This window comes from Arthrobacter sp. 179 (assembly GCF_052379645.1).
GTDB lineage: Bacteria > Actinomycetota > Actinomycetes > Actinomycetales > Micrococcaceae > Arthrobacter_H.
The window spans coordinates 26,679-38,446 of sequence record NZ_JBQSYU010000020.1 but is presented as its reverse complement, the minus strand read 5'-3'; the positions used below and the strand labels follow the sequence as shown (position 1 = coordinate 38,446).

At 67.6% G+C, this 11,768-nt stretch carries 12 protein-coding genes; 9 read left to right on the top strand and 3 right to left on the bottom strand.

What is annotated here, in order from left to right; all coding sequences use genetic code 11:
* Positions 1-49: 49 nt before the first annotated feature.
* Positions 50-598, top strand: coding sequence for a DUF1697 domain-containing protein (locus tag ACT3UE_RS12120; RefSeq protein WP_444566794.1), 549 nt, complete (start codon positions 50-52; stop codon positions 596-598).
* Here the strand turns inward: ACT3UE_RS12120 and ACT3UE_RS12115 are convergent.
* Together ACT3UE_RS12115 and ACT3UE_RS12110 are read right to left on the bottom strand one after the other, a co-directional pair.
* Positions 595-1,890: an MFS transporter gene (locus ACT3UE_RS12115; protein ID WP_444553790.1), complete on the bottom strand. Its 1,296-nt coding sequence runs from the start codon at positions 1,888-1,890 to the stop codon at positions 595-597. The two genes, ACT3UE_RS12120 and ACT3UE_RS12115, sit on opposite strands and share 4 nt — an antisense overlap.
* Complete coding sequence (locus ACT3UE_RS12110) at positions 1,890-2,432, bottom strand: TetR/AcrR family transcriptional regulator (RefSeq protein WP_444553791.1); 543 nt, start codon at positions 2,430-2,432, stop codon at positions 1,890-1,892. The genes ACT3UE_RS12115 and ACT3UE_RS12110 overlap by 1 nt, the downstream gene beginning before the upstream one ends.
* 115 nt (positions 2,433-2,547) lie before the next feature.
* Here ACT3UE_RS12110 and ACT3UE_RS12105 point away from each other — a divergent pair, with 115 nt between their 5' ends.
* The 7 genes from ACT3UE_RS12105 (at position 2,548) to ACT3UE_RS12075 (ending at position 9,206) form a co-directional block, all read left to right on the top strand.
* Positions 2,548-4,197 carry an MFS transporter gene (locus ACT3UE_RS12105; protein WP_444566793.1) on the top strand — a complete coding sequence of 550 codons (1,650 nt, stop codon included), beginning with the start codon at positions 2,548-2,550 and terminating at the stop codon, positions 4,195-4,197.
* Between the two features lie 193 nt (positions 4,198-4,390).
* A complete protein-coding gene (locus ACT3UE_RS12100) occupies positions 4,391-4,594 on the top strand; it encodes a cold-shock protein (protein ID WP_086995297.1) in 204 nt (67 codons plus the stop codon).
* A 149-nt stretch (positions 4,595-4,743) separates the two neighbouring features.
* Positions 4,744-5,610 carry a methylenetetrahydrofolate reductase gene (locus ACT3UE_RS12095; protein WP_444566792.1) on the top strand — a complete coding sequence of 289 codons (867 nt, stop codon included), beginning with the start codon at positions 4,744-4,746 and terminating at the stop codon, positions 5,608-5,610.
* A 50-nt stretch (positions 5,611-5,660) separates the two neighbouring features.
* A complete protein-coding gene (locus ACT3UE_RS12090) occupies positions 5,661-6,653 on the top strand; it encodes an LLM class flavin-dependent oxidoreductase (protein ID WP_444553794.1) in 993 nt (330 codons plus the stop codon).
* A gap of 95 nt (positions 6,654-6,748) precedes the next feature.
* Complete coding sequence (locus ACT3UE_RS12085) at positions 6,749-7,027, top strand: hypothetical protein (protein ID WP_444553795.1); 279 nt, start codon at positions 6,749-6,751, stop codon at positions 7,025-7,027.
* 50 nt (positions 7,028-7,077) lie between these two features.
* The gene (locus tag ACT3UE_RS12080; protein ID WP_444553917.1) at positions 7,078-8,004 is read left to right on the top strand and encodes a LysR family transcriptional regulator; all 927 of its coding nucleotides are present in this window, start codon (positions 7,078-7,080) and stop codon (positions 8,002-8,004) included.
* 98 nt (positions 8,005-8,102) lie between these two features.
* Positions 8,103-9,206 carry an enoyl-CoA hydratase/isomerase family protein gene (locus tag ACT3UE_RS12075; protein ID WP_444566791.1) on the top strand — a complete coding sequence of 368 codons (1,104 nt, stop codon included), beginning with the start codon at positions 8,103-8,105 and terminating at the stop codon, positions 9,204-9,206.
* Between the two features lie 14 nt (positions 9,207-9,220).
* Here the strand turns inward: ACT3UE_RS12075 and ACT3UE_RS12070 are convergent, their stop codons facing one another.
* Positions 9,221-11,053, bottom strand: coding sequence for an FMN-binding glutamate synthase family protein (locus ACT3UE_RS12070; protein WP_444553797.1), 1,833 nt, complete (start codon positions 11,051-11,053; stop codon positions 9,221-9,223).
* 46 nt (positions 11,054-11,099) lie between these two features.
* On the opposite strand from ACT3UE_RS12070, the gene ACT3UE_RS12065 reads away from it, so the two are divergent.
* Entirely contained in the window at positions 11,100-11,765 is a 666-nt protein-coding gene (locus ACT3UE_RS12065; RefSeq protein ID WP_444566790.1) for a hypothetical protein, read from the top strand.
* Positions 11,766-11,768: the final 3 nt, after the last annotated feature.

The following is an 11,768-nucleotide window of genomic DNA, read 5'->3' as shown; positions in this document are numbered from 1 at the left end:
CCTACCGGTGGGCCTTCCGCCGTCGAACCGGCCGAGGCAGGATGGACTCATGACACGCTTTGCCGTCTTCCTCCGTGGCATCAACGTCGGCGGGGTCCGCATCACCATGAAGGACCTGGCTGCCGCGCTGGCTGCTGCCGGATATCGACGGGTCATCACCGTGCTGGCTTCGGGGAACGTGGTGCTCGATGCCGACGAAGACGACGCCGGCTCCCTGGGGACGGCGCTGGAGGCCCTGTTGGGCGAGCGCTTCGGCTATCCGGCGCGGGTCGTCGCCACGACGACGGCCCGGGTGGCGGCGTTGGTCGGGGCCTACCCCTTTCCCCCGATCGACGACGGGGTTCCCCGGCACGACTACGTGGTCCTGGCCGCCTCCGAGACAGCCGTGGCCTCGGTCATGGCTGCGGCCCCACGGCCCGCCGACGGGGAGAGCTTCGCCACCGGGGACTCGGTGCTGTATTGGCAGGTTCCCCGCGGCGAATCGCTGAGCTCACCGCTTGCCAAGGTCCTGGCCCGCCCGCAGCACAAGGCGTCCTTGACCACGCGGAACCTGAACACCCTGCACAAGGTCCTGTCCCGGGCGGCTGCCGGGGACTAGACGCGTTCGGGTGTCCGGGCGGCTTCGGCGTCGTCCTCGATCTGCCGGGGCCCGTTGATCATGAAGGCACCGGCCACCATGACCACCAGGCAGATTCCCAGCATTCCGAAGGAGGCGCCCCAGCCGCCGGTGGCCTCGTGGACGACCCCGAAAAGCAGCGGGGCGATCGCGGCGCCGACGTAGCCCAGGCCCTGGCTGAATCCTGCCAGCACCCCGGATCCATAGGTCGTGCGCGAACGCAGGTTGATCATCAGCAGCGCCATGGCGAACGTTCCCTGCCCGAGCCCGGCCGAGGTGATCCACCACCAGGTCCCCTGGGTCGGGAGGAAGTACATGCCCAGATGCCCGATGACCCAGAGCAGGACGAAGAAGCCGACGGCGTAGATGGGTTGGCGCATCCGCGGGACCACCAGCGGCACCAGCAGGCTCACCGGTAGTCCAAGGACCGCGAAGTAGGCCAGCGCGCTGCCGGCCACGGCCGGGGAGATCCCCTCGCCGATGAGATAGGGCGGAAGCCAGGTGAAGTAGACGTAGGTCTGTCCGGAGTTCCCGGCCAGGAAGATGGCCAGGCCCCAGGCGACCCGGGAGCGCCAGGGGTTGATCCTGCGGTCCGCTTCCACCGCGACGACGCCGGCGAGTCGGCTTTTGGTTTCGGCCGGGGTCTCTGCCGCCGCCATCCGGGCATGTTCTGCCGCCTCCGCGCCCCGCCGGCGCCGGTCGGCCGCGAACTGGATGAACCAGGGCACCAGGACGACGGCGCTGGCCAGGGTCCAGAAGCCGATGGAGAACCGCCAGTTGGACACCTGCTCGAGCGGGACCGCGAACATGGGGCTCATGGCGGTGCCGATCGCGATCAGGGTCACGTAGCCGGAGGTGACGGTGGAGATCTTATCCGCGAAGTATTTCTTCACCAGTGGCGGCAGAACCACGTTGCCCATGCCGTAGCCGATCATCGTCAGCGCGGAGAGCAGCAGGAAGGAGGTCACGTCCCCCACGAAGGCCCGGCCCGCCTGTCCGACGATGGCCAGTGCCACCGAAAGCAACAGGGTCCGTTCCAGTCCCAGCATGGCTATCATCCGCGGGGTGAACAGCCCCGAGATTCCGAAGATGATCGGGGCCAGCATGGCCAAGAGTCCGGTACTGAAGGCGGTGAAGCCCAGCTCCGGGCCGATGAGGTCCAAAAGCGGCGGAACCGAAACGACGGCGGCACGCACGCTCAGGGCCATGAGCATGATCCCCACCAGAGCGGCGATGCGCCCCTTCCATGGCCGGGACTTGAGCTTCAAGGCCATCAGTGGCCTTCCTTGAGCCGGTCGACCTGCTCGAGCAGGGCGCCGATATCACTGCCGACCAGGGAACGGGACCAGGTGCCGGGCATCGTCGAATGGTAATAGAGGCCTTCACCGATCAGCATGATGGCTTCGGCGGCATGCGGGTCGGCGACGTCTTCGCGCACCAGTCGCTCCCAGTCGCCGTGCACCTGGTCCAGGGCGGCGACCGCCGGGGCATGGGCCCCCGCCGCCAGACGGACGACGGCCTGGTAGAAGGAATCGAATTCGGTTTCCTCGACCGTGGAGGTGCGCACATAGTACCGGGCGGCCCCCTCGGGGGCGGCTTCCATGCGTTCGCTATCCTGCTGCGCGGCGTCCAGCAGACGTTCGATGACGGCTTCGGCGAGGGCGTCCTTGGAAGGAAAGTGGTACAGCAGCCCGCCCTTGGAGACACCGGCCAGTGCCGCGGTCGCGTCCATCGTCGCCGCCCGTTCGCCATCGCTGCGCAGCAGGGCCGCATAGGCGTCGAGGATTTTCTCCCGTGCTGTTGGTGGTCTGGACATGCCTTCGACTCTAGCGTTTTCGACCGCCTCCGCCGTCATCGACATCATATGGACTCCATACCGTCCGGACGGTACAGTTACTCGGGAGATTCCTCCCCACCCCAAGGACACCGGCATGAGCGCGTTGGACGACCGGCAGACCCGAAGCCTGCACCCCGGACGAGCGCGCCGTTGGGCCGCCCTGGCCGTACTGATGTTCCCGGTGTTGCTGGTCGCCGTCGACAACACCGTGCTCAGCTTCGCCGTCCCCTCGCTGTCCCGGGCCCTGGAGCCCTCGTCGACCCAACTGCTATGGATCATCGACATCTATCCCCTGGTGCTGGCCGGCCTGCTGGTTCCCATGGGGAGTCTCGGTGACCGGATCGGCCGACGGAAGCTGCTGCTGATCGGCGGGGCGGGCTTCGGCCTGGTCTCGGCGGCGGCCGCCTTCGTCCCCGACGCCACGCTGCTCATCGCCGCGCGGGCCCTCATGGCAGTCTTCGGCTCCATGCTCATGCCGGCGACCTTGTCGCTCATCCGGAACATCTTCACCGACGACTCCGAACGCCGCACCGCCATCGCCGCCTGGGCTTCGGCCTTTTCCGGAGGCGCGGCACTGGGGCCGGTCCTGGGCGGCTGGCTGCTGGAGCACTTCTGGTGGGGCTCGATCTTCCTGATGGCCATCCCGATGCTCCTGCCCTTGATCGTCCTGGGCCCGTTCCTCATCCCCGAATCCCGCGACCCCCACCCGGGGCGCATGGACCCACCGAGCATCCTGCTGGCCGTGGGGACCCTGCTGCCGATCGTGTACGGCATCAAATCGGTGACGGGCGCCGGATCCCTGGCCGTGGGGATCGTGGCGATCTCCCTGGGGCTGGCCTGCGGCACCACCTTCGTGCGCCGTCAGTTGCGCAGCAGCTCCCCCATGCTCGACGTCCGGTTGTTCTGCAACCCCGTCTTCTCCGCTGCCCTGGTGGTGAATCTCTTCAGCGTCTTCGCGCTGGTGGGATTCATCTACTTCCTTTCACAGCATCTGCAACTCATCGCCGGCCTGTCGCCGATGGAGGCGGGGCTCTTCATGATCCCCGGCCTGGTGTTGACGGTCGTCTTCGGATTCGTCGCCGTGCCGTTGGTCAAGCGGATCGGGCCCGCCGGGGTGGTCATGACCGGTCTGGCCTTCAACGCCATGGCCTATGCCCTGGTCGTGGTGCTGGGACGTTCCGGATCGTTGGGGGGCCTGCTGCTGGCCTTCTGCGTCCTGGGCATCGGGGTCGGCCTGGCCGAGACGATCTCCAACGACCTGGCCCTCTCGGCGGTTCCGCCGGCCCGTGCGGGATCAGCCGCGGCCATCTCGGAGACCGCCTACGAAGTCGGGTCGGTGCTGGGCACCGCGGTCCTGGGGAGCATCCTCAACGCCGCCTACAGCCGGGGCGTAGCCATCCCGTCCTCGCTGGACGCGGACGCGGCAGACCGCGCCCGGCAGACATTGGCCGGGGCCAACGACGTCGCCGATTCGATGCCCTCCGGCTCCGCGGCCAGCGGACTGGCCGAATCCGCGGCACGGGCCTTCGATGGAGGCGTCACGATCACCGCGGCCATCGCCGTGGGCCTCATGGTCGCCGCATTGCTGGTCGTCCGCTTCGCCCTGAGGGACAGGATCCCGGAGGCAGGGAACCCCCTCGAGCCCCCGCAGGAAACCGGCCCGGGAACCTCGGAGGAGCCCGGCGTGGAGGCCCTCTCCGACCCACCCACCGAAGAAATCCCAAAGAATTTGACCATCCAATAGGTTCTTGGCGTGATCTCGCGTATCGTAGAAGGCGTAGTCGTAGTTTTCTCGCAGTAATTTCAGTGTCAAGGCCCCGTTCGCGGGGAGTGTCTCTTTTTGACTCGCGGTAAATACTCGTAGCTGCATGTCACCGTCAAGTCCGATGGTGACAACCCCTACGTCCCCTGCGGACAGTCTCGAAAGGACACATATCATGGCAATTGGTACCGTCAAGTGGTTCAACGCTGAAAAGGGCTTCGGCTTCATCGCCCCCGACGACAACTCGGACGACGTGTTCGCGCACTACTCCGCGATCCAGTCGAACGGCTTCCGCTCCCTCGAAGAGGGCCAGCGCGTTGAGTTCGAGGTGACCCAGGGCCAGAAGGGCCTGCAGGCCACGGACATCCGCACTGTCTAAGTCTTTCATGAGGCCCTAACGGGCCGATGTGAACACCTGGAAATGGTGGCATCCCCGCGGGGATGCCACCATTTCTTTTGGTCCGGACGCACTCTGGACGAACACCCCGGGTCATGGATACGTTGGGGATCCCAGACGAAGGACCGCCCATGACCTCCCCCGCGGAGTCTCCCCCTCCCCCCGGCCTCGAACTGGTGCGCGGATTCTCCTTGGAAATGACCGGCAAGGACCGGCGTTCCCTGGCCGAAGCCGCAAGATCCCTCCCGCCCCGGACCCGCGTCAACGTCACGTTCCTGGGCAACGAGGAGACCGGGCTGCGCGTCGCTGCCGCGGCCGATGTCCGCACCGCCGGACTCGAACCGGTCCCCCATATTTCCGCCCGTCGGCTGGTCTCCGGGGCTGAACTCGACGAATTCCTCGACCTGCTGGTCGGGCAGGCCCAGGTCACCGACGTCTTCGTCGTCGGTGGGGATCCGGTGGAGCCACTGGGCCCGTTCCCCGATGCCTTGTCCCTGATCACCTCCGGGCGCCTGCAGGCCCACGGCGTGGGAGCGGTCGCCATCGCCGGCTACCCCGAGGGGCATCCGGACATCGATGACGCGACCTTATGGGCCTCCCTCCAGAACAAGGCGACCGCGCTGCAGGAGGCCTCGTTGTCGGGGTCCATCATCACCCAGTTCGGCTTCGACTCGCGCGCGGTGCTCTCCTGGCTGGCCGAGCTGCGCCGTCGCGGCATCGACCTGCCCGTCAGGATCGGCGTGCCCGGCCCGGCCGGCATCAGGCGCCTACTGAGCTACGCCCGCCGCTTCGGCATCTCGTCCTCGGCGGGAATCGCCCAACAATACGGTTTCTCGCTGGCCAACCTGCTGGGCACCGCGGGGCCGGACCGGTTCGTCCACCATCTGGCCGCCGGCCTGGACCCGCCGACCCACGGTGAGGTGCGACTGCACTTCTATACCTTCGGCGGACTGGCCGCCACGGCCCGGTGGGTGGAGGATTTCATCGCCGGGGCCTGAGGGCGGCGCCCCCGGGGAATGTTCGGGGCCGCGAACGGGTTGACGCCGGTGTGAGTATTCCCCTTTCCCTTCTTGACCTTGCTTCCGTTTCCGCAGGAAGCTCCATCGCCGACACCTTCCGGGGGTCCGTCGAACTGGCGCAGACCGCCGAAGCCGCAGGCTACACGCGCATCTGGTATGCCGAGCACCACAACATGGCCAACATCGCCTCCAGCGCCACCTCGGTCCTGATCGGCCATATCGCCCAGCAGACCTCCACGATCCGGCTCGGTTCCGGCGGGGTGATGCTGCCCAACCACTCCCCACTGGTCATCGCCGAACAGTTCGGGACCCTGGAGACCTTGTTCCCCGGGCGCATCGACCTCGGGCTGGGGCGTGCCCCGGGAACCGACCAGGCCACGTTCCGTGCGCTGCGCCGTGATCCGGCGGCAGCGGACGCCTTCCCCCACGATGTCCTCGAACTGCAGGGCTACCTCACCGGGAACTCCCGGATCCCCACGGTGTCCGCCGTCCCCGGGGCCGGGACCAACGTGCCGCTGTACATCCTGGGTTCGAGCCTGTTCGGAGCCCAGCTGGCCGCCCAGCTCGGACTGCCCTACTCCTTTGCCTCGCATTTCGCCCCCGATGCCCTGCATGCGGCCGTCGCGGCCTACCGGGACAACTTCCAGCCCTCCGAGCAGCTGGCGGAACCGCATGTCATCGCCGGGGTGGGGGTCGTGGCCGCCGAAACCAACCAGCAGGCCCAGGCCCAGATGGAGCAGTCCCGGCGCGACCGGGTCGCCATGTTCCTCGGTCGCGGCCGGGAGGTCCCCTTCACCGAACCCGAGATCGACCTGTTGATGGAGTCCGCCGCGGGCGAGCAGATCCTGAAGATGATGGCGTACACCGCCGTCGGCACCCCGGACGCCGTGAAGGACTACCTCGAGGGTTTCGCCCACAGCGCCCGCGCCGACGAACTGATCACCGTCCACAACGCCTCCACGGCGGCCGACCGGCTCACCTCGATCAAGCTCACCGCCCAGGCCATGGGGCTGACCGGCTGAGGCCCGTTCCCATTGCGGGCCCCACGTCCTACGCTGGAGGAGTCAGACGTGCCCCGGGCATCAGGCCCGGCACGCGGACCAGGAGGGCGACGGCCATGAGCGGAATCTACGACGAGACGGTGTTCGACGAACAGCCCGACGACGATCTCGATGAGCCCGAAGACGGGCGCTACGGCACCCCCGAGGACGGCTCCTCGGACAACCCGGAGACCATGGACCGCATCGACCCGTTGCGCCGACACAGCTATCTGGTCGTGGATGATCTGGAGGACGGCGGAGAGTCCGTGGAGGGCGACTCCGAGGACGAGACGCTGGCCTCGCAATGGGAACTCGACGATGAGCAGGAAGCCGAGCGCGAGGACGACGAAGACTAGCATGGCATAACATTGCTTGCTGTCCCCCACCTCGACACCCAGGAGTGCTGTTGGTCAACCCGGTGCATCTGCACACCCTGCTGGAAGTCATCGCGCACGGCTCCTTTGCCGCGGCCGCGGTCCCCCTCGGCTATACGGCATCCGCCGTCTCCCAACAGATGACGGCGCTGGAACGCGATACCGGCGTCGCGCTCTTCCGGCGTTCGGCCCGGGCCATCGAGCCGACCGAAGCGGCCACGACGATGGCCCGGCACGCCCGCAAGGTCCTGACCGACATCGACGCCCTCCTGGCGGCGAGCACGACGGCGGCCGGCCGGCCCGGGGAGCACCCCGTCGAGGAGCTGCGGCTGGGGATCTTCCCTTCGCTGGCCACCTTCGCCCTGCCCCGGCTGCTGGGCTCCTCCGGCTGGAACGACCTGGGGATCAACCTGCGCATCAGCGTCGGGGAGCCGCACCAGACGATCGCCAGCCTGCAAAGCGGCAACGAACTGGATCTGGCCCTGGTCTTCCAGGTCGGCCAGACAGGGCTGGGATGGCCCGGCACCATGGACCGGCAATGGTTGGGCGACGACGATTTCCGCGTGGTCGTCCCGGCGTCCTGGAAGATCGCCGAGGGGGCCCAGGTCTCCGCCGCCCAATTGGCCGATATGCCGTGGATCATGCACCACGCCGGCACCTCGGATGCCACCGTGATCTCCCGCCTCTTCGCCTCCTGCGACCTGCACCCGCGGGTGGTGGCCTACTGCGACGATTTCAACGCCTCGCTGCATCTGGCCGGCGCCGGTCTCGGGGCCGCCCTGGTCCCGGCGCTGGCGATGCAGCAACGTCCCCCCGGGCTGGTGGTCCTGGATGTTCCAGAGATCCGGTTGGCCCGCAGCATCTTCGCCCTGCAACTGGGCAATTCCAGAAGCCCCAAGGTCGATGTCTTCATGGACAAGCTGGCCGCCGAGCTACGCAAGATCAGCATCGTCCCCTGAGCCGGCCCGGGCCTTCCTCGGTCGGCAGCCACGGGACACAGCCGGGCACGATGGCCCGCCTTCGGGATTCCACCCGCCGGGAGCGGTAGCTTCAATGAATGGGAACAACGCAGGATGCACCAAGGGGACTGGTTTCGATGACACTGACCAACGGAACGAATGCCGCGGACGATGACGACGTCCTGGTCGAGGTCATGGACGGCATCGGCCTGCTGACGTTGAACCGTCCTCGACAGATCAATGCCCTCACCCGGGGGATGGTCAAGATCCTGACCGACCAGCTCGAGCTATGGCGTGAGGACCCCGAGGTCGGCATCGTCGTACTGCGTGGGGCCGGGACCCGTGGATTCTGTGCCGGAGGGGACATCGTGGCCTTCCATACGGCCATCACCACCGGCAAGCAGCATGAGTTCCTGTCGTTCCTGGCCGAGGAGTTCCGCCTCGATGGACTCATCGCCGCCTACCCGAAACCGGTCCTCGCCTACATGGACGGGGTGTGCATGGGTGGCGGGGTCGGGTTGGCCGGACACGCCGGGATCCGCATCGTCACCCCGCGCTCCTCCATCGCCATGCCCGAAGCACGGATCGGCTACTCCCCCGACGTGGGCGGAACCCACCTGCTGGGGCTGGCGCCCGGACGGCTCGGTGAGCATCTGGCCCTGACCGCCTCGACCATGGGGGCCGGGGACGCGATCCATGCCGGCTTCGCCGACTTCTGCATCTCCGAGGACTCCTTCGAGGAGGTCCTGTCGGCGCTGCCCGATCTGGTGGGGCTGCCGGCCGGGGAGGTCTCCATCGCCCTGGAGATCCTCCACGGCACCCCGGCACCGCCCGCGCCACTGGTGGCCGAGGCCGGATGGATCGACCAGGCCTACGCCGCCGACGACGTCTCGGCCATCCTGGAACGCCTCGATTCCAGCCCCTATCCGGGGGCCGCCACGGCCGCCACCGCCCTGCGGGGCAATTCCCCGCTCTCCACACAGACGGCCCTGCGGGCGGTCCGTGCCGCCCGCGACGAGGCCCACCTGCCCTCGGCCCTGGCCCGGGAGTTGCGGGTGGCCGACTACCTGATGAAGCATCCCGACCTACCGGAAGGGATCCGCGCCCAGATCATCGACAAGGACCGCATGCCGCAGTGGTCCCCCACGGATCCGGCAGAGGTGGACCAGCAGGAAATCGCCGCGGCCATCGCCGTCGACTGACCGGGGATCCCCGGCTAGCCTCCGGGACGGGATTCGGGGCGGACGCCGGAGGTTTCGACCCGCTTGGTCTTCCCGGTGTCGGTGTCATCCATCTCGTCACGCGAGGGGCCGACCCGGACCTGGTCGATGGAACTGGTCTCATCCCAACGCGCCATGTCGGGCCGGTCCCGCCGTGGTCCCCCGGAACGGACCGGCTCGCCGGTTCCCGGGCCGCCCGAAGGCTGGAGCCACGGGATGGGGGCATGTTCGCCGAAATGGTCGGCGTCTGCCTCGTCCCAGTCCCCGCTCCACCCCCGGGGCGGATCCTCCAACAACTCGCCGGGGCGCAACCAGTTGTACAGGGCGGCGTAGCTGCTGGTGGTCAGATGGTCGATCCGCCGGCGCAGCATCCGCTGGTTCAGGTTCGCCGGGGTCGAGACCCCCATGGACGCCATGATCTGCTCGGCCTCGGTGACAGTGAGCTTCTGGTAGTTGTAGACGCGGTTGCCCTTGTCCTCGACGTCGACGGCCCGCATGAGCCGCGGGTTCTGGGTGGCGACGCCGACCGGGCAGCGGTTGGTGTGGCAGAGCTGGGCCTGGATGCAGCCGGTGGCCATCATCATCGAGCGGGCGCTCATGGTGAAGTCGGCGCCCTGGATGAGGCGTTTGACGATATCGCTGCCGCTGGCGACCTTGCCGGCGGCACCGAGGCGGATCCTGTCCCGCAGACCGGCACCGACCAGTGCGTTGTGCACCAGCATCAGGCCTTCGGTCAGCGGGGTGCCGATATGGTCCTCGTATTCCAACGGGGCGGCACCGGTGCCACCTTCGGAACCGTCGATGATGATGTAGTCCGGGGTGATCCCGGTATCGAGCATCGCCTTGCACATGGCCAGGACATCGGTCCGTGAACCCACGCAGAACTTATAGCCGATCGGTTTACCCTCGGTGAGTTCGCGCAGCGTTCCGACGAATTCCATCAGCTCGCGTGGGGTGTGGAACGCTGAATGCGAGGCCGGGGACACGCAGTCCCGGTCCATGGGGATCCCGCGGGCCTCGGCGATTTCGGGGGTGATCTTCGACTTCGGCAGCACGCCGCCGATGCCCGGCTTGGCGCCCTGGCTGAGCTTGATGGTGACGGCCTTGACCGCGTCGGTGGCGGCCTTGGTCCGGAAGGTCTCCGGGGCGAACCTGCCGTGTTCATCGCGGCACCCGAAGTAGCCCGACCCGATTTCCCAGAACACGTCGGCACCGTGCTCCAGGTGGTACTTGGTCAGACCGCCCTCACCGGTGGCGTGGACGAATCCGCCCATGGCCGCGCCCTTGTTCATCGCCTGGACGGCATTCTTGGACAACGATCCGAAGCTCATCGACGAGATGTTCATCAGGGCGATGTCATAGGGCTTGCGGCAATCCGGGCCGCCGATCCGCACCCGGTGGTGCTCCTCGGGCGGGGCCAGCGGGGCGCTGGAGTGCAGCAGGAACTCGTAGCCCTGCGAGTTCACATCACGTTCGGTGCCGAAGGCCTTATGGCTATCGGCCCCCTTGGAGCGGGTGTAGATCAGCGAGCGGGTGTCCCGGTCGAAGGGCCGGCCGTCGGTGTTCCGCTCGATGAAGTACTGCTGGATCTCGGGGCGGATGGACTCCAGCAGGTAGCGCATGCGTCCCAGCACCGGGAAGTTGCGCAGGATCGCATGCTTGGTCTGGAAAAGGTCATGCAGGCCCAGCCCGACCAGCAGGAGCACGAGCACGCCCAGGACAACCCAGCCGGTGGTCCCGAACGAGGCGGCCACGACGGCGGCCGCTGCCAGGACGACGAATAAGGTCAGAAGGAAGAAACGCACCATGGGGCCGAGTTTACGCGTCATGGGGCCGTGTCGACACAGCAGCGTCCGGTCGGAGACAATGTTGGGCATGTTGGAGCATCCAGGACGGTCCGCCGCACGCTTGACGGGGCTGGTCGGCATCACGACGATCGCCGTACTATTGACCGGCTGCGCCGCCGGGAACATGATCGATCCCGGCGCACCGGATGAGGCCACCCCGACCGTGACGCGGACCCCTGCCGACACGGTCCCCTCCTCTTCCGGGGCCCCGGAGGCGAGCATCCCCGCCCATGAGTCCCCGGTGCGCCTCATCAGTGAACGCGGTCTGCCCCTCTACGCCCCGGGGGACGAACTGGCGTTGCAGGGTTCCGAAGCCGAACCACGAATCACCTTGACGGTCACCTCGCTCTCGGTCAAGCAGACCTGCCCGATCGACGGTGGGAAACCCGATCACGGCGCCTTCGCCGTGCTGGAGATCGATGCCTCCTTCGCGGCCCCGGACGACGAGACACAGCGCCCGCTGCGCCTCTCCCCGCAGATGTGGTCCTTCTTCTCCACCGATAATGTCCGGTTCGACGACGATCTGGGCACCACCGCTGCCGCCTCCTGCCAGAATGCCGGCACGGCGTTGCCCGCCGAGCTCAAGGCCGGCGCCTCGGTCCATGGGACCCTCGTCCTGGACATCCCCGAGCCGGAAGGATCGCTCACGCTGGCCGATGCCGACACCGACATCGCCGAGTGGCAGCTTCCCTGACGG